15 protein-coding genes are annotated in these 22,122 nt (G+C 61.8%); 9 read left to right on the top strand and 6 right to left on the bottom strand.

What is annotated here, in order from left to right:
* Positions 1-137: 137 nt before the first annotated feature.
* Positions 138-806 (bottom strand): OmpH/Skp family outer membrane protein, encoded by a 669-nt coding sequence (locus ACYQ2I_RS00935; protein ID WP_460165105.1) that lies wholly within the window; start codon positions 804-806, stop codon positions 138-140.
* Positions 807-996: 190 nt separating this feature from the next.
* On the opposite strand from ACYQ2I_RS00935, the gene ACYQ2I_RS00930 reads away from it, so the two are divergent.
* The 6 genes from ACYQ2I_RS00930 to ACYQ2I_RS00905 all read left to right on the top strand — a co-directional run bounded on the left by ACYQ2I_RS00930 (position 997) and on the right by ACYQ2I_RS00905 (position 8,687).
* A complete protein-coding gene (locus ACYQ2I_RS00930) occupies positions 997-2,217 on the top strand; it encodes a LysR family transcriptional regulator (RefSeq protein ID WP_460165104.1) in 1,221 nt (406 codons plus the stop codon).
* Entirely contained in the window at positions 2,193-4,085 is a 1,893-nt protein-coding gene (locus ACYQ2I_RS00925; RefSeq protein ID WP_460165103.1) for an ASKHA domain-containing protein, read from the top strand. The genes ACYQ2I_RS00930 and ACYQ2I_RS00925 overlap by 25 nt, the downstream gene beginning before the upstream one ends.
* 647 nt (positions 4,086-4,732) lie before the next feature.
* Positions 4,733-5,254, top strand: coding sequence for a ribosomal protein S18-alanine N-acetyltransferase (gene rimI / locus ACYQ2I_RS00920; RefSeq protein WP_460165102.1), 522 nt, complete (start codon positions 4,733-4,735; stop codon positions 5,252-5,254).
* 299 nt (positions 5,255-5,553) lie between these two features.
* Complete coding sequence (locus tag ACYQ2I_RS00915) at positions 5,554-6,621, top strand: aldo/keto reductase (protein ID WP_460165101.1); 1,068 nt, start codon at positions 5,554-5,556, stop codon at positions 6,619-6,621.
* Positions 6,622-6,821: 200 nt separating this feature from the next.
* Entirely contained in the window at positions 6,822-7,553 is a 732-nt protein-coding gene (locus ACYQ2I_RS00910) for a hypothetical protein (protein WP_460165100.1), read from the top strand.
* A gap of 207 nt (positions 7,554-7,760) precedes the next feature.
* Positions 7,761-8,687, top strand: a complete 927-nt coding sequence (locus ACYQ2I_RS00905) for a ThuA domain-containing protein (RefSeq protein WP_460165099.1) — start codon at positions 7,761-7,763, stop codon at positions 8,685-8,687.
* A gap of 109 nt (positions 8,688-8,796) precedes the next feature.
* Here ACYQ2I_RS00905 and ACYQ2I_RS00900 read toward each other — a convergent pair whose 3' ends face one another.
* Together ACYQ2I_RS00900 and ACYQ2I_RS00895 are read right to left on the bottom strand one after the other, a co-directional pair.
* Positions 8,797-10,836 carry a DUF2325 domain-containing protein gene (locus ACYQ2I_RS00900; RefSeq protein ID WP_460165098.1) on the bottom strand — a complete coding sequence of 680 codons (2,040 nt, stop codon included), beginning with the start codon at positions 10,834-10,836 and terminating at the stop codon, positions 8,797-8,799.
* A 215-nt stretch (positions 10,837-11,051) separates the two neighbouring features.
* A complete protein-coding gene (locus tag ACYQ2I_RS00895) occupies positions 11,052-11,984 on the bottom strand; it encodes a radical SAM protein (protein ID WP_460165097.1) in 933 nt (310 codons plus the stop codon).
* A 526-nt stretch (positions 11,985-12,510) separates the two neighbouring features.
* Here ACYQ2I_RS00895 and ACYQ2I_RS00890 point away from each other — a divergent pair.
* Positions 12,511-14,934: a glycosyl hydrolase family 95 catalytic domain-containing protein gene (locus tag ACYQ2I_RS00890; protein WP_460165096.1), complete on the top strand. Its 2,424-nt coding sequence runs from the start codon at positions 12,511-12,513 to the stop codon at positions 14,932-14,934.
* A 79-nt stretch (positions 14,935-15,013) separates the two neighbouring features.
* Here ACYQ2I_RS00890 and ACYQ2I_RS00885 read toward each other — a convergent pair whose 3' ends face one another.
* Positions 15,014-18,421, bottom strand: a complete 3,408-nt coding sequence (locus tag ACYQ2I_RS00885; RefSeq protein ID WP_460165095.1) for an FtsX-like permease family protein — start codon at positions 18,419-18,421, stop codon at positions 15,014-15,016.
* Positions 18,422-18,471: 50 nt separating this feature from the next.
* Positions 18,472-19,155, bottom strand: a complete 684-nt coding sequence (locus tag ACYQ2I_RS00880) for an ABC transporter ATP-binding protein (protein WP_460165094.1) — start codon at positions 19,153-19,155, stop codon at positions 18,472-18,474.
* A 238-nt stretch (positions 19,156-19,393) separates the two neighbouring features.
* On the opposite strand from ACYQ2I_RS00880, the gene ACYQ2I_RS00875 reads away from it, so the two are divergent.
* Both ACYQ2I_RS00875 and ACYQ2I_RS00870 read left to right on the top strand, forming a co-directional pair.
* Positions 19,394-19,888, top strand: coding sequence for a CBS domain-containing protein (locus tag ACYQ2I_RS00875; protein ID WP_460165093.1), 495 nt, complete (start codon positions 19,394-19,396; stop codon positions 19,886-19,888).
* Between the two features lie 290 nt (positions 19,889-20,178).
* On the top strand, positions 20,179-21,543 hold the full coding sequence (locus tag ACYQ2I_RS00870) for a Gfo/Idh/MocA family oxidoreductase (RefSeq protein WP_460165092.1): 1,365 nt from the start codon (positions 20,179-20,181) through the stop codon (positions 21,541-21,543).
* A 144-nt stretch (positions 21,544-21,687) separates the two neighbouring features.
* Here ACYQ2I_RS00870 and ACYQ2I_RS00865 read toward each other — a convergent pair whose 3' ends face one another.
* Positions 21,688-21,894, bottom strand: coding sequence for a hypothetical protein (locus ACYQ2I_RS00865; RefSeq protein ID WP_460165091.1), 207 nt, complete (start codon positions 21,892-21,894; stop codon positions 21,688-21,690).
* Positions 21,895-22,122 lie beyond the last annotated feature (228 nt).

Raw genomic sequence — 22,122 nt, 5'->3', positions numbered from 1 at the left:
ATACACGACGGGATTCGGCGGCGGACGATTCGGCGGGGACGCCCGCGGCAGGCCGACCCGGCCGACCTGCCGCTTCTGCTGCCGTAGGCGGACTTGCCCGAATCGTTCCCCCGAACGCGAATCACTACCGAGGCCGATCAGCGGTAATTCGGGGTCGGCAAACGTTGATAACCGGCGGCGGGTGCATTGCCGCTGGTCGCCGTTTGCGCCCGAGCGTTCAACCGCTGCAAGATTGCGGGCGTGATGTCCAGGTTGCGGTCGTGGAACACGATCGCCTGGTTGATGTAACGATTCACGTCGTCCGGCACGTTCGGATCGACCTTGTCGCCGTTGAAACGGAAGACCATCACGATCCCGTTGCTTTGGGCGTAGTAGGCGATCTCGGTGGCGATCTCTTGGTAGGTGTTGTAGACCAGCTTCATCCGACGGGTGAGGAAGTCGCGGCGCAGCTTCAGGACATTCGCCTCGAAGGCCTTCTGCTGCTGGATGATGCGGTCTTCCAACTGCGTGTAGGCGACGCTGCCGGGTTCGAGCGTCTTCAACTCCTCGACCATCGCGCGGATCGCCTTTTGCTGATCCTGGGCCGCCTGGTCGGCCTGCTTTTCTTCTTCGGTCAGGGCCTTCTGTTCGTTCTGGAACCGCAGATGGTTCTCGAGAATGTAGCCGATGTCGACGACGGCCACGTTACGGATGGTGGGGATGCGGGGCGCCGTGGTTGTGCCCTGCTGTGCTCGAACGGCCATCACGGCGACCGCCAGCGCAGCGACTCCCCCCAACGAGACGAGAATTCGCGTTCTCTTGTTCACGTGCAACACTCCTTTGTTGAATCCGGGTCAGACGTCCTTGCCACCCACGGCGGATACCCCCAGACCGATCCAGTCGCGCGGCAAATCGCGCACGACTGCCTGCCGGGGCATCGTCACGTGGCGGTATTCTGACGATTCCCCGGCATCGGGTAAAGACCGATTTCCACGTTTTTCACCGACGGACGCCTCCGTGACACAATCCCCTACCATTCGAGAACTTGCGATCGCGACACGCCGCTTCGTCGTGCGTTGGAAGGCGATACCGGACGGTAATTCGTGGACAAAATATAAGCACTGCTTATACTATCCGAAAGACGTTTTTGTCCGGCGATGGTCGGGCCGCAGACGCCGCACGCTCGGGGGGAACCGCGAACGCGAGGTCGACGAACGTCCGGTGACGTATGGCGATCAATCGGCCGAACGACACGTATCCGAAGGGGCAATCGACGAGCGAAACATGAATCTCGACACGTTGCAGCTTTTCTGTGAAGTCGTCAAACAGCGCAGCTTCTCCAAAGCAGCCCGCGCGGCAGGCATCAGTCAATCGGCGGTGACGCAGGCCGTCCACCGGGTCGAGGAGCACTTCGGCGTGCAATTGATCGATCGCTCGCGGCGCCCCTTCACGCTGACGGCCGAAGGCCAAGTGTGTTTCGAGGGGCTTCGGCAGATGTTCGAACTGTTCGAAGACCTCGAAGCCCGCATTCGATCGGTGCGGATGGACATTGCCGGAGTCGTCCGCGTGGCGGCGATCTACTCGATCGGATTGCACGACATGAGCCGCTGCATGCAAGAGTTCATGCGGCGGCATCCGAAGGCGAACGTGCGATTGACGTTCGAGCATCCGCAGCGCGTGTACGAGGCGGTCGCCTCGGCGGAAGTCGACTTGGGGCTGGTTTCGTATCCGCGACGGACGCAGGAAATCGTCGTCATTCCGTTGCGGTACGAGCCGATGGTGCTGGTCTGCCCGCCGGATCATCCGCTGGCCGAGCATTCGGCCGTGACGCTCGAACATCTGCAAGGACACAAGTTTGTGGCCTTCGATCCCGACTTGATGATCCGAAAAGAGATCGATCGATCGTTGCGTCAGCGGGCGGTTTCGGTTCAAATCGCGATGGAGTTCGACAATATCGAGACGATCAAGCAGGCGATCGAGATCGGGGCGGGAGTGAGCATTCTACCCGAACCGACCGTCCGCCGCGAAGTCGAGGCGGGATCGCTGAAGGCCGTCGAATTGATCACGCCGAAATTGAAGCGGCCGATCGGGATCATCCACCGCCGCAAGAAGGTGTTTGCACCGACCGCCGCCAAGTTCATCGACTTGCTGCGGGAGATGCAGGCCGATCAGGAACCGCCCGAAGGCGACTCCGCCGTTAGCGAGGATTCGGCATGCCCGCCAAGCCATGTGAAATAAGCGTTCAACCGCACGGGATCACGCTGCAAGCGACGCGCGGATCGCGGTTGGTCGACGTGTTGACCGCGGCGGGTATCGTGCTCGACTTGCCTTGCGGGGGCGAAGGCGTGTGCGGCAAGTGTCGCGTCATTCTAACCGACGGGGCGCCGCCGTTGTCGTCCACCGAAGAAGCCGTGCTCGACGCCGAGGCCAAAGCCCGTGGTGAACGGCTGGCGTGCCAGATCGTGGTCGATCGATCGTTGACGATCGAGATTCCGGCCGGCTCGCTCCAAACGGTGTCCCATCAAATTTTGACCAGTTGCTCGCTGGGGCAAGGCGAGGTCGATCTGAGCGATCGGCCGATCGCACCGCGGTTGGTCGAAATCGGTTCGCCCGACCGATCCGAAGCCCTCGCCGATTTGAAACGGCTGGAAGACGTGTTGGGGCCGGTCGAGCCTGAAGTGGGGGCGTTGCGGGCATTGCCCGAAGCCGTCCGCGCCGCAGACGGACGCGTGACGGCCGTCCTTTCGGGTAAACGACTGCTCGACATTCGCGCCGGACACACCAATGCGGGGTGTTTTGCGCTCGCGGTCGACCTGGGAACGACGACGCTGGTCGTCTCTTTGTTGGATACGTGCAGTCGCGCCAAGCCGCTGGTTTCTGCCCGATTGAATCCGCAGACGCAGTTCGGCGACGATGTCATCTCCCGCATCCAATATGCCCGCGAAAACGCCGACGGCGTCGCCCGACTGCACGGCAAATTGGTCGCGGCAATCAATGAATCGATCGAAACGCTGTGCCACGAGGCGGGCATTGCGCCCGAACAAATCTACCACGCATGCTTCGCCGGCAATACGACGATGCAGCATTTGCTGTGCGGATTGAATCCGCGGTACTTGGGAGAAAGCCCCTTCACGCCGGCCGTTTCGCGCGGGCTGACGCTGCCGGCGAGCGATATCGGGATTCGTATCCATCCGCACGCGCAGGCCTACGTTTTCCCGTGCATGGGCGGATTCGTCGGCGGCGACATCGTGGCCGGTGTGTTGGCGACCGATATGCTCGACGAGCCGGGCGTCTCGGTGCTTGCCGATATCGGGACCAACGGCGAAATCGTGTTGCATACCGGTGATCGGCTGGTGACCGCCGCGACCGCCGCGGGACCGGCGTTCGAAGGTGCCCGAATACGGTTCGGCATGCGGGCGGCCGACGGCGCCGTCGAACGCTTTTGGACCGAAGACGGCCGTTGGCACTACCAGGTGATCGGCGGTCAAAAGCCCCGCGGAATTTGCGGTTCGGCCTTGATCGACGCCGCGGCCGAGTTGCTCGAGCTGGGCGTCCTTCATCCCGACGGGCGCATGTGCGGGCCCGACGAGGTGTCAAAAGATTGGCCTTCGGATATCCGCAACCGCGTGACGCAGCTCGAGAATCAGCGGGCGTTCGTGCTCGTTCCGGCCGCCGAAACCGCCGACGGTCGCGACATCGTGCTCACGCAGCGCGACGTGCGTCAGCTTCAATTGGCGTCGGGAGCGATTCGGGCGGGAATCGTCACCTTGTTGGAATACGCCGGTATTCGACCGGAACAACTCTGCTCGGTCTATCTGGCGGGCGGGTTCGGCAACTACATCCGCCGTCGCAACGCGCAACGGATCGGCCTGCTGCCGAGCAATGTTCCGCGCGACCGCATTCGCTATTGCGGGAACACCTCGCTCGCCGGCGCCATGCTGGCCGCGTTCTCGCTGCAAGTGCGCAAGCGGGCCGAGGAGATCGCCCGGCAGGCGATGCACGTCGATCTTTCGACGATCGCCGATTTTCGTTGGGCCTTTGCCGAGGCGATGATCTTTCCCGAGCCTTCGGCCGAGACTCCCGATTCCGCGGACGTGGGCGACTGATTCACGCGGGATTCGGCGGCACCGATTGCAATTTCGGTAGACGTTCATCCGATCTGTTGTGCCTTTTGGAACGGCGTGCCACGAAATCTTGTCTTCGGCAAGGGGACGGCCGCTCCCGAAAGAACTCCCGGCAAGCGGCGGGTTTCGCATGCCCCAAGTTTGGGTTGGCCGTTTTCGGCACTTGTGATAAGTTACCCGCTGTTCGGCCTTCAGCGAACCGTTTGCGGCGGGGTGCCGCGAACCGGTCACTAACGAAGGCGAACGCCGCGATTCGGCTGGAAGTCAACAACAGGGATGTTGGACCGGGCCGCTCCCGGTCGCGTGCTCATTCTGCCTGCGCGTCGAAATCGCGGAACCGAGCCCCGGGGCTTTCGGGGCGATCGGCACGGCAAGCCGCTCCAAAGAGTGGGGGAACTTTCGGGTTTCGGCCTAGTTCTACCGGAACGAATGCCGATAGAACCGAAGGAGCCGCAGCCGAGCGTCGCCCACCGGGGCATGTGAGAGGCCGTTGTGTTTTGCGTTTCCCGCATTCGATTCCACGGGGAAGCCGATTCGGCGATTGGGAATCTACCCGCGTGATCCCGCGGGCTGTTTGCGGCTCGATTCCCGGCGAAACTGCTTCCCGGCCGACAAGGAAGGAGGCCCTCATGGAGTCCAGGCAAGAAACGACGGTTCGTGTCCTGGTGCGTTGGATGAGTCTGCGCGACCTTCCCGACGTGCTTCCCATCGAGGAAGCCTCGTTCGAATTCCCGTGGACCTACGACGAATTCAAAACGATGCTTTTCAGCCGCAACGTCGTGGGCATGGTCGCCGAGTTCGAGAACGAAGTCGTCGGCTACATGCTGTACGAGTTGCACCGGTCGCAAATCCGGCTGCTCAACTTTGCGGTGGCGCCGGGTTGGCGACGTCGCGGGGTGGGCACGCAAATGATCCTCAAGCTGATCGGCAAGCTGTCGGCGCAGCGTCGAACGCGGATCGTGTTGGAGGTTCGCGAGACGAACCTGCCCGCCCAACTCTTCTTCCGAGAAATGGGGTTCCGAGCGACGGCCCTGCTGCGCAATCACTACACCGATACGCCCGAAGACGCCTACCGGATGGTATACCGGTACCAAAGCCGTCAGGAGGTCTTCACACCGGCGAATCGCATTCGGCATCGTTTGGCAGGCTGAGTCGGTACCGGCTGCGGCGCGCGCATCAGATTTCGAAATCGCTCACCGGGCGGACTCCCCGGAGGGGGGGTGTTCTGGGGTGTCGACCGGCAAAAATCGGTAAAAAGTAGCGGCGCATCTTTTGTTTTGTCGACAATATCCTTGCTTGCCCCGGTTGCGGTGATTCTAATAGGGGTATTGAAACGACGTGTAAAGGGGCGCCGTATCCTTCCGTTTTCGCTCCCGTCCGATTTTGCTCGCAGGATCGGCCGCGTTCCCCTTTTTCGTTTTTCTTGCACACAAGCGTAGGAGCTTTTCTGATGAGCGATGCCAATTTGAATCGTCGCCAATTCGTCCAAGGTACGGCTGCCGCGGCTGCGGCGGCGACGGCTGCCGGTCGGGCCGCGGAGGCAGCGGCGGCTCCCGACGCCGGTGATCCGACCAAGACCCGCAGCTACAACGAAAACATGGAGTACCGTCGCCTGGGCCGCACGGGGTTGTGGATTTCGGCGGTGAGCATGGGTGGCCATTGGAAGCGGATTCCTTACGGATACGGCACGCCCGAGTTCAAGAAGAACCGCCGCGAGGTCATCTACGCGGCCATGGATCACGGCATCAACTACATCGACGCCTGCTGGGATCACGAAGTCATCACCTACGGCGAGGCCGTCAAGGAACGCCGGGAGGAGATCTACTTCGGGTATTCTTTCGGCGGGCACGAAAGCCGGTTCCCGAATTGGGGCGGCTCGCTGGAAAAGATGAAAGAAAGTCTCGACATGGGCCTGAAGGCCGGCGGCCTCGAATACGTCGACCTGTGGCGGATCACCATGCACGAGCAAACCAGCCGCCGGAATACCGAGGCCGAAATCGAGATCGCCATGGAAGCCCTCGAGTGGGCCAAAAAGACCGGTCGTGCACGCTTCACCGGTGTTTCCAGTCACGACCGAAACTGGATCGCCGAGGCCGTGGCGAAGTATCCGCAGTTGGAAGTGATCGTCACGCCGTACACCGCCGGCAGTAAGCGGGCGCCGCGGGGCAGCATGTTCGACGCCTTCGAGAAGTACGACGTGGGCTTCATCGGCATCAAGCCGTTTGCCAGCGGTGCCGTGTTCAAGTCGCGCGGCGAACCGAACTCGGCGACCAAGGAAGAAGACGATCGCCGTGCCCGCCTGGTGTTGCGGTACGTGCTGAGCTGTCCGCAATTGACCGCCGCGATTCCCGGGTTGATCACCGTCGACCAGGTGAAGAACGCCGCGGCGGCGATTTTGGAACGGCGGGCGGAAGACCTGGCCGAAAGCGAACAGGCCGAGGTCCAAGAGATCGCCGACCACATGTGGCAGAACCTGCCGAAAGACTACGAGTGGCTCCGTCGCTGGGAGTGGGTGTGAGCTGAACATCCTGCGACGTCGCGTGGGCCGCGCGGGCGGTCGACGCTTGCGTTGTCCGACACGTCGATCTATGGTTGCCTTGGAGGGGGGCGGTCGCACGTCCGTCCCCCGTCTCGACGCATTCGGTGTCCGTCGTGTTTGCCGATCGTTTCTTTCATCTTCGTCCGACTCACCGCCGCCGCACTGGGAGTATCTTCACCATGGGTGAGCAGAGACATTTCATCTTTTCGACTTTGGCTGTTTTGCTGTTGATCGTGTTGGGGCTCTCGATCGAGGCGACAACCTCGGGTGAGTCGCCGCAAGCCGACCAAAACGACAAGACCGTCGAGCAGGCCGAAGCGCCGCAGGCCGGCGATGCCGCGACGAAGGAATCTCAACCGGCCGCCGAAGAGGCCGCCGACTCCGAATCCGAAAAGCCCGCCGAAGAAGCGGCCGGTTCGTCGGAAGGTGCCGGCGAAGTGCCGTTGGGGCCCATGCCCTGGGAATCGGGCGGAGCCGCCGCCGGCGATTCCGAGATGATCCTCGTCAAGAACCCCAAGTACAACGCCGACGATCCTCTGCTGTTTGATTCCGGCTACGAAACCGACAACCAGTCGTGCATGGTGTGCCATATCGACTTCGAGGACGAATTGATCGCCTCGGTCCATCTCGATGCGGGAATCACGTGCATGGCCTGTCACGGCGATTCGTTGACGCATCGCGGCGACGAATACAACATCATTCGCCCCGACGTCATTTGGGGACGCGCCGAAATCGAACCCTTCTGCCAACAATGCCATCCCAAACACAAGCATCCCGACAAGGTGGAGGCCTACCGCAAGGAACACCTCAGCCAACGTCGTGAAAACGGTCGTTACGTGACGGTCGACTCGCCCTGCACCGACTGCCACGGCAAACACGCGATCGTCCACGGCGAAGGGAATTTCAAATAACGCGGCATTCGGCAACGCCCCTGTTGCCGTTTTCCGCAATTCGGTCGACCGATTCTCGCCCGGCGATTGCGTTGCGTCGTCGGGCGAATTACCTTCGCAGCATGACACGCAGGTTCCGGGGGGAATCGACTCGATCCGAGCTGCACGACGGTCGAGCGATCGGCGAACCGGCGGTTTTCATCCAGGCACGATTTGGGAGAAATCACCATGCAACGACGCGACATGCTCAAGCTGGTCTCGGGTTCATTCTTGGCCCTTGCGGCCGGACACATGCCCCGACTGTACGCGCAAGAGAAAAAGAAAAAGGTGCTCTTTTTCACGCGGAACGTGGGCTATTACCACGACATCGTGAAGCGCAAAGACGGCGAAGAGCTGAGCTTCGGTGAGCGTCGTCTTGTCGAGATCGGCGACGAGATGGGCATCGAGGTCGTCTGCACGAAGGACGGTCGTGTGTTCGATCAGGACCTCGCCCAGTACGACGCCTTCGCCTTTTACTGCAACAACGACCTCACGCAGCCGAACGAACTGAACGAGCCGCCCATGTCGCCCGAAGGGAAGGCCCGCTTGATGGCCGCGATCGAAGACGGCAAAGGCTTTTTCGGCTTTCACTCGACGTGTGCCTGCTGGCGGACGCCCGGCGAAAAGTACGTCAACGCACCGCCCGAAAAGGTCGATCCGTTCCTGCGAATGCTCGGCGGCGAGTTCATCGTGCACGGTCCGCAGCAGGAGGCGTCGTTGTCGATTTCGTCGCACCGCCTACCGCCGATTTCTTCGTTGGGGTTGGCCGAGGGGGTCGCCTTCTTCGACGAATGGTACTGCATGAAGAACTTCAATCACGACATGCACGTGATCCTGATCCAAGAAACGCGGTACCTGGAAGGCGATTGCTACCGCCGGCCGCCGTTCCCCTGCACGTGGGCGCGGCGACAGGGCAAGGGCAACGTGTTCTTCACCTCGATGGGTCACACCGAAGACGTGTGGACCAGCCCGTTCTTTGCCGCGTTCGTCACCGCCGGGCTGAATTGGGCGGTCAAGAACGTCGACCCCGACTTGCCGGCCAACTTCGAAAAGGTTACGCCCGACGCCGACATTCTGCTCGACAAGTTGGCCGAAAAGAAAGACGAAGCCGCTTGAACCGGCGATGAGACGGAATTCGCCGGATGACGATGCCGTCAAGTGCAACGCCCCGATGCCGACCGCAGCGGGGCGTTTTTACTCGACGAACGGCGCGCGTACCTAGCCGTCACGCATCAGGTTCGTTCGGTGCAGCCCTGTGCGACAAGCGATCGCTGGCTTGTTCGACGATGCAGGCGGCGATCTGGTTCACGCCGTAGCCGGCATTGACTTTCGTCTGCACGTAGGGGATATCGTATTCCTTGCAAGCGTTGCGAATCTCTTCGGCCTGGCCGTGCCCGATGATCTTGGTGATCAATACGACAAGATCCGCACCGCGCACGCTGTTGCGCAGGTCGCTTCGGCGATCGCCGGAAGACGACGGTACCCAGTCGAGCGCGGCCAGTTCGAAGGCTTCTTGTAGACGCTTGGACGCCTCCGGCTTTCCGATGCCTCCTACGACCACCATTTTCTTGCCGCGCAGCCAGCTTGCCGCTTGAGCGACTTCCGGCGATTCGCGCCCTTCGTCGCTGTCGAAGTCGTCTTCTTCCTCGCTTTGCCGCAGGGATTCTTCCAGAAAACGGAGTGCCTCATTCAGTTCGGGCGAAGGCTCGCATTCCTCGGGACGCGGTCCGAGCAGTGCCTCGGCCTCGGGAAGAAGCGCATCGCGTAGCTGCGGATCGCTGGTCTTACGCCCGCACCGGACGAATTCTTCGACTTTGCGATTCAAGGTCTTCCACACGTGCGGATCGGACTGTTCGGTCCATTGCCGGCTCACGTCGGCGATTTCGTCGAGGAGTTCTTTCGCCCGTTGCGCCTTCGCCAATTGTTGCTCGAGCCCGTGGATCCGTGTCGCCAAGTCTTTGAAGGCGTAGGGATCGGCGCGGTCTTCCCATCGCATGTACCGATCGATCCGGACCGCCTCGACGTCTTCGCTCACCACGTTGCGCAGCCACTTGAAGATCGGTTCTTGTTCCGGAATCGGTTTTTCCGTGTCGCTCATCTCACCGAACACGCGGACGGCATTCTGGGCTTCCGCCAGGAGATGCAGCCCTTGAACCAGCTCCTCACGTAGGGCGGTACGGTCGTCACCGCGTCGCTCGAAGATTTCGGCGACCAGTTCGCAGCATCGGGCCAGGTTCTCGTACACGGCCGTTTCGATACTACCGGGTTCGCCGTTGCCATTGCGCATGGCGGCCGCTTCGCCGTCGATTTCTTCACTTCGAATTCGCACTCTCTTGGCAAGTTCGCGCAGCTTTGCCGTGTCGACGGGCGGCCGGTCGGCACCGGTGGACGCATCGCTCGGCGCCGAGGGTTTCGGTTTAGGGGCCGACGAAGCGATGGTCGCCGACGCCGATAAGGGTTTGGAAAACTTCGCACTGAGGGCTTGGATTTGTTCCACGGTGGCGCGTCCGTGCTCCGCGCCGGCGTTCTCGTCGTTACGAAGCCACACGCGGCCGCGCGAACAAGCCAACGCGGTGCGAAGCGAATAGGCATCGGCCACCTGCTCGAACAGTTGCTGGAGCGTGTCGAAGTCGGTCGTTCCGGTCGCCGACGTGTGTGCATCGTCGGCAGGATCGGCCGACGCGCGGATCAGCCCCGACAACGATTCGAGAGAAGCGATCTTGCGGGTGGCCTCGTCCGAGAACAACGATTCGTAGTCGTTCCTTTCGACAAGTTCGTCGAGCCATACGAGGTCGGCCTTCGGTCGGGCAAGCATCTCGTCGCCGTTCGAAAGGTCGGTATCGAGGCGCGAAACTTCCCGCAAGCGATCGACCAGATCGAGAAAATGCGACCGCAACGTCGCGTGGCTTTCGCGGATCTTCGTTTTCAACGATTCAAGTGCCGCGTCGATGGTATCGAGCGATGCTTCGTCGTCTTCGAATTTCCAGGGTTCGGGCGGAAGTTCGGAAACGGCGGCACGCATCGCGGCGATCAGTCGGCGGCGCTTTTCGTCGAGCGAAGTGTAGCGCTGCCAAAAATCTGCGGGAAGAGGGCTGCCTTGTTCTTTGAACGCCTTGAATGCCGAATCGACCTTGGCAGCGAACGCGTTCCACTCGCGGCGAAGTTCCTTCGCTTGTTTTTGTAGATCGGTGATCTTTTCGAGATCGATGCGAAACCATCGACGTGACTCGTCGACCGTTCGTCCGTTGGAGATCGTCGAGCCCATGCGAACCTCCTGCATGAGAAAAGTTCTACCCCGTCGCAGCCGATTATAGTCGACAACGTCGCTATGGGCACAAAAGAAACCGAGCGTCGGAGCATCCGCACGGCAGATGTCGTTTCGTACTACGCACGAGCCCCGCACGATGTGACAAGGCGGCTTCGTTGAAGCATCATGCGAGGATCGTGGGCACCGATCCAAGTAGACGGGGACGCCGTGGACTAGCGCAGGCAAAGCCGTTTGAGTCCGGCCTCGCGGGCGGCTTCCATCGCTTGCAGGTATTCCTCACGGCGCAGGCGGCGCGACATGCCTTCCACCTCGCCGGCACGTCCCTCGGGACGATATTGCGGCATCACGTTCACGTAGGTATTCGGCGAGATTTCCCGGGCGAGAAATTCCATCACCGTGCGGGTTCCGGCCTTGTCGCCGGGCAGCACGAGATGCCGAACGAGCAGTCCGCGGAGGGCGATCCCGTCGAGATCCAACACCAGATCGCCCACTTGCCGGTGCATGATGGTAACGGCGCGTCGACACACATCCCAATAGTCCTCGGCGGTTGCCAAGGTATGCGCAATTTGTGGATCGACGAACTTGATGTCGGGCATGTAGATGTCGATTACTCCGTCGAGCAGTTCGAGACCCTCCGGCGCATCGTAGCCGCCGGTGTTGTACACCAGCGGCAACTTCAGGCCTTCGCCCGCGGCAATCTCGACGGCTTCGAGAATCTCCGGAATCACGTGCGACGGCGACACCAGGTTGATGTTGTGACAGCCCTGTTCTTGCAGTTGGAGCATGATGCGGGCAAGACGTTCCGCATCGACCGGCAAGCCGGCCGGAAACCAACTGATGTCGAAGTTCTGGCAGAAGATGCAACGCAGATTGCAATTCGCGAAAAAGATCGTTCCCGAGCCGCGGGTACCGCTGATACAGCGTTCCTCGCCGTGATGCGGAAAATGGTTCGCCACCAACGCGCGAGCGCCGGTGCGACAGAATCCCCATCGCCTGGTATCGTCCAGCCGGTCGGCACCGCATTGCCTGCCGCACAAGCTGCAAGCGCGCAAGGCTTCGCGGGCAGTTTCGACTCGGCGACGTAGTTCAGCCGACGCCCAAAGGCGGCGATAGGAAGGTTCCCAGACGAGATCCTCAACAGCCATCCGACAGACGCTTCCTCGGCACGCGGCGATTCACACGAGCGATTCACAGGAGCGAATCACCCATCCCAAGCACGAACTTGCAAATCGGAACCGTCTGCCCCCGAAACCGGAGTGTCAACGTATCGAACGCGCCGGTTTTGACGAGACCTTGTGCCCGGCACCAAGTTTATCAACAGCACCGGTTGAAGAAAATGGGAGTGAGATCATTCGCTCCTTCGCGAGAACTAGACATCTTCCCTCGGAAACAGGGGCACCAAAGAAGGCTTCGGTTCACCGAGGTCGCCTGCATGCGGTCGATGTGCCGTGCCGCAATTTGAAAGCGGCGCTGCCGGATGTGCATCTTTTCGACGAAGGCATACGCCTACGCGCTGGCACGCGGGAAGCGCCGACGTCAGAATGGGACGCGGCCCTCCACTCGGAGTGTGTTTCCCCCCGCCCAGCGCTGCTGTGATCGATCGATGATCGCCTCACGGTTTTCGGGTTTCTATCCTTCCACTTCATGTTTCGAACAAGAAGAGGTTCTGCCATGAGCTGTCGTCACGTCGTCGTCGCCGTCGTTTCGGCCGTGTGTGTCGCCGCGTCGGCCCGGGCCGGCACGATACCCGAGCGAGGCGCGTACAGCCGTCTGCCGGGAGAGAAATGGCAGGACGGTTTTGTTGCGGGCAACGGCCGGATGGGCGCGTTGATCTACGGCAAACCCGGCGACGAAACGTTGATCTTGAACCATTGCCGCTTGTTCCTGCCGCTGGGCAGTCGTGAGATCGTGCCGCGGTTGGCGCAGTATGTACCCCAAGTCCGCGAAATGGTCCGCAATCGCAAGTTCCGCGAGGCGATCGCGTTCTTGATGGAAAAAGGGAAAGAACAAGGCTTTCCCGGTTTGATATGGACCGATCCATACCATCCCGGCGCGTTCATCCGCATTCGGCGGACGATCGAAGGCGACGTGACCGACTACCGTCGCACGGAGGACTTCCGCACCGGCGAGGTCGTCGTCGCTTGGAAAACGCCGCAGGGCCGCACCGAGTACCGCATGTTCGTGTCGCGGACGGACAACCTGATCGTGGCAAGGCTCAAGGGGCCCGGTCGCTGCGATCTGGTCTTCGATCGGATCGAGGTAGACGGGATCGACTCGACGCAGCAGGTCTCGCCCGCGTACGTGACGTATCACAACGTCTATACCCGCGGCAAAGGCGGATATGATACGGTCGTCCGCATCGCGACCGACGGCAAGACTTCGGTCGAAGACAACGTGTTGCACGTCGACGATGCCGACGCCGTCACTCTGATTGCCCGCATCGTACCGTGGAAGACGCCGCTGCCGAAAGAACAGAGCGAGGCCTGGAACTACTCGCCCGAGAATCCCGATTTTGCGGTCGAGAATTTGGGCCGGTACCGGCCGAATCCGCCGTTGGCCGACAGTTCGGTAGTGGCCTATCGCACGACCGAACAGGCAACGGCCCTGTTGCCGCAGGTGAAAGCGTCGCTGGCCGAGGTGTCGATGGATTACGATCGATTGTTCGATCCGCACGCGAAGGCGCAAGCGGCCCTCTTCGATCGCGTGACGTTCGATCTGGGGTGCGGTGATACGCGGCGGTTGCCGGTCGAAGACTTGTTTGCCCAAGCCGCTTCGGAGAGAAAGCTTCCGCCCGCCTTGGCCGAAAAAATGTTCGACGCGGGCCGGTACATGGTGTTGTGCTCGTTGGGCGAGTTGGCGCCGAACCTGCAAGGCATTTGGACCGGCACGTGGAAACCGAACTGGTCGGGCGACTTCACCCTCGATACGAACATCCAAGCGGCCATGTCGGGTGTGCTGAGCTGCGACATGCCCGACTTGATGGAAGGCTACTTCCGACTGATCGAAAGCTTCTATCCCGATTGGCGAACGAACGCGAAGGCGATCTACGGATGCGACGGTTTCTTCAGCAATTCGCGGGCGTCGAACTGCTGCCTGCAACTGCACTGGGGAACCTGGCAAGGCATCTTCTGGACCGGCGGTGCGCCGTGGCTTGCCGTCTTCTTCGTCGACTATGCCGAATACACCGGTGATCGGGAGTTTCTCGAAAAGCGTTGCGTGCCGCTTTTGGCGGAAATCGCCGCGTTCTATGAAGACTTCCTCACCGAGGTCGACGAGAACGGGCACGTCGTGTTCAACCCGTCGTACAACCCCGAGACGGGCTGCGGCATCAATGCCACGATGGACATCGCCTTGGCCCGCTTCGTGCTGAGCAAGCTGATCGCCGTGTGCCGCGAGTCGAACATCGAACAAGAAAACGTCCCGCGTTGGGAATCGCTGCTGGCGAAGCTGCCGCCGTATCCGATCAACGATCAGGGGCAACTGGCCGAATGGCCCGACGGACGATTGACTCCGGGGCATCGTCACCATTCGCAACTGGTCGGCTGCTACCAGACGTTCGACCCGATCTTCGAAACCTCGCCCGAATTGCGAAAAGCCGCCCAATTGAGCGTGAAAGCCAAGATTGCCGGTGCCGACGGCGGCGGCGAGCAGTCGTCGTTCGGACGCGTTCAGGCGGGCATCTCGGCGGCCTACCTGGGGTTGGCCGAAGAGGCGTACAGCCGACTCGAAGTGATGGGCGTCAAGCAGTCGATGTATCACAGCCTGATCACATCGCACGAGCCGCACGCGAAAATCTACAACACCGACGGCAACGGCGGCATTCCGCAAATCGTGGCCTTGATGCTTGCGTTCTCGCGGACGGATCGCTTGGATCTTCTGCCCGCCCTGCCGGCCGCATGGCCTTCGGGTTCCATCCGGGGCTTGTACACCCGCTGCGGTTGCAAGGTCGATATCACCTGGGAACAGGGCAAGCTCGTGCGGGCCGTGTTGCACGCCACACGCGACACGGCGTTCACACTACGCTACGGTGAGAAAAGCCGAAGCGTGCAATTGAAGGCGGGCGATACGCTGGCCGTCGACGGCGACTTGGAATAATCGGCGGCGGTCGAACACGAAGCAGACGCCGGGCCTGCGCCGACAAAAGGCGCAGGCCCGCCTGATGAACGGCAAGCGGCTATTCGCGTCGCAGGGCCGTTTGCAGATCGATCGACGTCACCGCCCGCACGGCGATCCAACCGGCGACCAGGCCTACCACGACGACGCCCGCCAGCGACGGCACGACGGCGCCGAAGGCGAGTTCGGCGCGACCGTCGACCAGGTGCGGCGCGACCGCGACGATCGCCGCGACGATGCCGCCGATCAACCCGGCGAACAGCAACCGCGTGTTTTCCCAGAGAACCATCCGCGCCAAGCGTTTGGGCGAAAACCCGACGGCGCGCATCATGGCCAGCTCACCGCGTCGTTCGAGCACGTTCCGCAATTGAACGGCGATCAAGCCGAACGTGCCCAGCAGCAGGCCCAATCCGCCGATCATTTGGAAGGTGAGGAGATACGTATTTTGCACGGCGAAGAAGGCGGCCAGGCGGTCGCGGCACGATTGGAACGCCAGGCCGTAATCGCCCAGTACGCGCTCGCATGTTTGTTGCACGAGCGGGGCGTCGGCCTCGGAACACTCGACGACGATCACGCGGTATCCGCCGACACCGGGAAACGCCGCCTTGAAATTCGGTTCGCCGATCAGCACATCACCCTGAAAGATGCTGTTGGCCAGCAGTCCGACGATTTCCAGGCGAACGATGCGTCCGTTGGTATCGACCACGTCGATATGCTCGCCGACGCCTTTCCAAAGGTGGTAGGAATACTTCGCCGTCGCATCGTCGACGATCGCGGGTACATGCAGGACGCCTTCGGCGTCGGTGACGGCGGGGCGTTGCAAGAGCAGCCACGGGTTTTCGCGCTCGGCGGGCGAGTCGGCAGCCGTCTTCGTAAAGCGGAAGCCCCCGCGACCGATCATGCGATCGGGCACACCGAGCACGCGCGGTTCGGTCGGTTTGTACAGGTTGAGGCAGCTTGCCTGTTGTCCGGCACGCATCCGCAGTTGATAGAACTCGGCGGCGGCGAGGGCTTGCGAGTCGGCCTTCGAAAAGCCGAGCCGCGTGCGGTTTTCAGGCACGTTCAAATCGAAGTACAGGGGCAGATCGGTTTCGCCGTAGTAGCGGAATCCGCCTGCACCGCCGTCGAATCCCAGCTCTCCCTCGGGATCGAGATGAAAGGCACTGATCGCCGTGATCAGAAAACAGGCCGAGGCGACCAAGGCGGCGGTCGCGACGGAACGACCTCGACGGCGGGCGACGTTGCGTGCGGCCAGGGCGGCCAACGAGCGGAAACGTGTCGCCGCGCGGGCCCCGCCGAGGAGACTCGCGTGAAACCAAACCAACCACGCGACCAGTACGAGCATTCCGGCGCCGAAGAACGCACCGGCTTGCTCTTGTTCGTTGCCGGTTCCCATCGCAATGAAGCCCAAGGCGACGGCCGCCATGAAGAAAAGGATCGCCACGCCTCGGCGAAAGAGGGGCCGTCCACGGCGAAGCGAAACACCGCCCCATTCTCCCGAAAGCAGCGCTTTGGGCGATCGGCGCGAGGCGGCGCGAACCTGCCAAAGGATCACGCTCATCGCGACGAGGAACCCGGCAAGCGCACCGCCGACGATCGACACCGGCTTCGCGTGATAGCGCAGGAAGGGCGTTACGATGGCGCCGGTCCACAGATGCGTGAGGCCCCAAACCATCCATTTCGCATACAGGATGCCGGCGATCGCGCCGACGACGCTGCCCGCTCCCGCAACGACGACGCCTTCGGCGGCGAGCCATTGGGCGATTCGGCGGGGCGGCCAGCCGGTTGCCGCAACGATTCCCAGTTGTTTTGCGCGGCGCTCGACCGCCAGCCGAAAGAGCAGCCCCAGCAAGATCAGCCCGGCGGCCATGACGAACATGTTGAAGCCCAGGAACAGGCCGGAGAACGATGTCGTACCGACCGACGCCGCCAGCGCCTCGCGTTTCACAGGACGCAGCAGAAAGCCGTGTGCCTGCGGGATGAGCCGCATTTCGGCGGCCAATTGATCGGCGGTCATCGGCCGACTGGGGACGACGCGCAGCGAGGTCGCCTCGCCGAAACGGTTCGCCCACAAGCGTTTACCCGTCGCCGGTGAGACGAACGCCTTGGGGGTGGCCCGGTGCGCGTCCCAGTAGGCTTCGTCTTGATCGCGGATCTTCGAGGCATCGAAGGGAAACGGCGGATCCCAGTCGGCGATCGAATCGCGGTCGGTGATATCGGGCACTTCGGGCGTCAGCGTCGGATCGGCGGCGGCTCCCTTCAAGGCGACGATGCCGGAGACGGTCAAGGTTGCATGCTCTTCGAGGTAGCGTCCGTCTTTCGTCTCGGGAGCGAACCACGTCAACTCGACCTCATCGCCGATCGCGGCGCCGAGTTCGCGCGCCGCCCAATCGTTCAACACGATTTCGTCGTCGCCGGGCGTCGAAACCGGCTTACCGGCCGGATCGAGAAACGGCCCCAAGGGCGGATCGATGTCCAACTGCATGGCGGCGACGATGGAGTACGGCACTTCTTTGTCGCCGCAGCGAATCGCGTTCGCGAGGTAGACGAAGACGGGACGTACTTCGTGTTGTGAGAGCCTATCGCGGACGGCCGCATCCAGGCGACCGTCGAGAATCAAACGGTCCGACGATATCTGGAAAAAGCCGCGATCGTCCTCGGTGATGCGCAAGCCGTAATCGAGCGGAAGCGGAGAGAGTGCCTCGGCGGCCAGCCCGCGGGCGTCGACACTCGCCGGTTGCTCGGCATTCCGGCCGACGAGAATCAACGTGTTCGCCTTGCCGGGTTGTTCCAGGTGATCGGCGAGCCAATCCAGATCGGCAAAGGCCAACCGGGGAACAGTTTGCGACGGCTCGATTCCGAAGCGACCCAACCCCTCGTCGGGGATGATGTCGACGACGGTGACGGGCGTCGCACGGACGAGTTCGGTTCGCCGCCCCAATCCGCTTTCGGCAGGAATCGATCGCACGCGCGGTAACCGGAGGATGACGCGATCGCCTACTTCGACGTGCAGCAGGCGGGCGGTTTCTTCGTTCAACACGATGTCTCGCCCGCCGGGAAGCGTGTGCGGTTGTTGTGGAAAGGCCGCGTAGAACTGCGGCCGGCAGCCGACCAGTCGCACGTGGTTCGCCCGTCGCGGCGGATCGACTTCGGCGTTGTCGATGCCCACGTCGATCATGATCGCCGGGGTGGCGGCCTCGAAAAAGCGTTGCACCGGGTCGGTCTGCGTCCATTCGTCGGCAAGTTCGGCGCGGAAGAAACGACCCGGCGTGACGACGGTATCGATCTTCCCGAGACGATCGATCGCAAGACGACGAAGGCTTTCGCGCATCGAATCGCCCACGATCAACGCACCGACCAGCACGGCACAAGCGACGGCGGCCCCTGCGGCAACGGCCAGATGCCGCATGCCGTCGGTACGCAACGAGGCGATCACGAACCGACCCAACGACCAGCGCGATGCATTCATCGGGGTTGTCTCCGTTCGAGCGGCGGGAAAGAAACGCGCGCCGCACGCGGTTATGAGGGGACGGAAATGTTCAGCTTGCCGGCGTCCAACTCGGCGGTGCGCTGCATCTTCTCGGCCAAGCGCAGGCTGTGCGTGACGACGATCAAAATCGCTTGTTGCGATCGATGAAGCTCCAGCAACAAGTCGGCGACCTGGTCGGCCGTGGAACGGTCGAGGTTACCGGTCGGCTCGTCGGCCAGGAGCAAATCGGGCTTGCGGATCAAGGCGCGGGCGATCGCCGTCCGTTGACGCTCGCCGCCGGAAAGCTCGCCGGGCAAGTGGGCTGTGCGATCTTGCAGTCCGACGCGTTCGAGTAATTCTTCGGCTAGTCGCACGTCTTCACTCGTCGGGGCCCCGTCGGCCAACGTCGGCACGAGGACGTTTTCGAGCACCGTGCACTGGGGCAACAAGTGATGTTCCTGAAAGACGAAACCCACCCGCCGATTGCGAAAGCGGGCCAGCGCTTCGGGGTGCATCGTTGCCGGTGTATCGTCGTCGAGGCGGACGGCGCCCTGCGTGGGCCGATCGAGTCCGCCGATGATGTTCAGCAACGTACTCTTTCCCGAGCCGCTGGGCCCGACGATCGCCAGGTTGCCTCCCGAATTCAGGGAGAAAGAAATATCGTCCAGTACCCGCAACACGCGCGATCCCGATCGGTATTCTTTCACGACGTGTTCGACTTCCAAGACGGCCATGGCAGCCTCCCGCAAACAAAGAGAAACGTCGGGCTGCGAACCGCTTCGGGCAGAGGTTCGTAGCGGCAAAAAGAAGAAGCAAGGTAGGCTCGCCCATTCCTTGCGCCTATCATTGTGGAAAGATTCGCAGGCCGATACAAGGAAAGACGCAACGTCGGGAAGCCTCTGCGGTGGGAGTCGGCCGAAATCGTAGACCGACATTGGGTTTGAGCGGTATTTCGAAGGAAGGTATAAAATAATGACAACCGATAACGTCAAAAATCAGGCCGACTCGCGAAGCAGAGGGCACGTCATGACCGTCAAAGACATTTTGTTGGCCAAGGGCAGCCACGTGTACGTGATCGCGCCCGACGCCACGCTTCAGGACGCCGTCGGTGAGCTCGTGCAGCACAACATCGGTTCGTTGTTGGTCGTGCGACGCGATCCCGACGAGGGCGAACAAATCCTGGGGATCATTACCGAGCGCGACATCTTGCGGACCTGTGCGACCGCGCGTCGCAAACTCGACGAGATGCGGGTGGAAGACAAGATGACCCGCGTCGTCGTCACCGCCCAACCCTCCGATCCGGTCGAAAAGGTCATGGGGTTGATGACCCAGAATCGAATTCGTCACGTGCCGGTCATGGCCGACGGCAAGCTGGTGGGCATCGTCTCGATCGGCGATATCGTGAAGGTGCAGCACGATCGCCTGGCCGTCGAAAACAAGTTCATGAAAGACTACATTCAAAGCTGACGCCTGCCGGTTTGCGGCGACGTGCGTAGAATTCGCCGTTGTGCGGTCGCTTGCTTCAGAAGCGTCGATCGTTGACATGCTTGCGGCGCCGACCACAATAGACGGTTCCGGCGGCGGCCGGAGCATCGACGGTTGAACGCTGCGACGTTTTTTTGTCCTTCCTTTCGTTCATGCCTTCCACCCCGGTCGTCTCGCCCTGAATTCGTAGCCCTGTTCCTGGTCGACGTTCCAGGCTGCGCCCCCTCGGGCGCCGTCGGTCGGTTCGGTCCCGTTCCACAAGGAGTTTGTTCATGAGTGAGAAGCAATCGGGCACGTCGCGTCGTCGTTTCTTGAAGACCGCCGGTACGGCGGCTGCCGTGTCGACGCTGGTCGGCACGGCGATTCCGCGCGTTCACGCCGCTGAAGACAACACCGTTCGGATCGCGTTGATCGGTTGCGGCGGACGCGGCACCGGGGCGGTGATGAACGCCTTCCAAGTGAAGGCGGCGCCGGTGAAGTTGGTCGCCATGGCCGACGTCTTCCAAGATCGACTCGACCGTAGCTTCAAGGCCCTGAGCGATCGTCGGCCCGATCAGGTCGACGTTCCCGACGACCGCAAGTTCATCGGTTTCGACGGGTACAAGAAGGCGATGGATTGCCTGCGACCGGGCGTCGACATCGCCATCTTCGCCACGCCGCCGGCCTTTCGTTGGGTCCATTTCACCTACGCGATCGAGCGGGGCGTGAATGTGTTCATGGAAAAGCCCGTCACCGTCGACGGGCCGACCTCGAAGCGGATGTTCGACCTGGCCGAAAAGGCCTCGGCAAAGAACCTCAAGGTCGGCGTGGGCCTGATGGTCCGTCACTGCCGCGGCCGACAAGAATTGCTGAAGCGCATCCGCGACGGTGAAATCGGCGATATCATCGCGATGCGGGCGTACCGGATGGGCGGTCCCGCGGCCAATGCCCGCAAGTGCCCGCCCGATATGTCCGAACTGATGTACCAGATCCGCCAGTTCCATAGCTTCATTTGGGCCAGCGGCGGCGTGTACAGCGACTTCTACATCCACCAGATCGACGAGTGCTCTTGGATGAAAGGCCAGTGGCCGATCCAGGCGCAAGCCCTCGGCGGACGTCACTATCGCGGCGATTCGGTCGATCAAAACTTCGATACGTACTCGGTCGAGTACACCTTCCCCGACGGCACGAAGTTGTTCTACTACGGCCGGAACATGGCCGGGTGTCACAACGAGTTTGCCAGTTACGCGTTGGGCAGCAAGGGGACGGGCATCATCTCGACAAACGCCCATACGCCGGGCCGCGTCCGCACGTTCAAAGGGCACGTGATTGCCGATGAGAATCTGATCTGGGCGTATCCGCAGCCTGAGCGCAGTCCCTACGATTGGGAATGGGACGACCTGGTCGACGCCGTCATCAACGACAAGGAATACAACGAGGTTCCGCGCGGCGTCGAAGCCAGCCTGGTGACCTCGATGGGCCGAATGGCGGCGCACACCGGGCAGATCATCACGCGCGACGCGATCCTCAACTGCCCGCACGAAATGGCCCCCGACGTCGACAAGTTCACCTTCGACTCGGAAGCGCCGATCCACCTGGAAGAGAACGGTCTCTATCCGCAACCGATGCCCGGCATCAAGAAGGATCGGGAGTATTGATCGTTGTCGCGTGATCGGTGGAACGTGTCCGCCGCGGTAAGAAACGCAAGACGGCCGAGTTTCCATACGGGAAGCTCGGCCGTTGCTTGTCTTCGCACAAGGTCGCCCCGGTCGGGCGCTTGGGCGTGTCGGTCAGAAAAAAGCTCAACCGCAAAGGAAGCGACCCGAACCGCCGCGATGGAAGAAGCCCGTCGTGCGACCGCGATAATGATACCGCGACGCGACTTGAACGGCTTGCGCATCGGCGGAGCGAATTGCCGGCGCATCACCGCCGGCGACCGCCGACGTTTGAGGCAGGCTGATCAACACGGCAACGAGCACCGCACCGAGAATACCGACGACGTACTTCATCACGCACCTCACAAATTTCGGCACATTCTATCGTTCAAGGGATCGTATTCGAGTGACGACTTCGCCGGCCCCGACCAGGGCGCGCGTGTCGTCGGGAACGCCTTTCTCACCACCGTGCCGAAAGAGTCGACGAACGCCGACCGGCCGGAAAACGCACCGGAAAAGATCGCGTTCGCCGCCGCGTGTGACTTTCAGTTTAATCAAGAGCCGCTTCTTTCCGACATGCAA

It is taken from the genome of Thermostilla marina (assembly GCF_054657455.1).
This window is presented reverse-complemented; position numbering and strand designations above follow the sequence as displayed.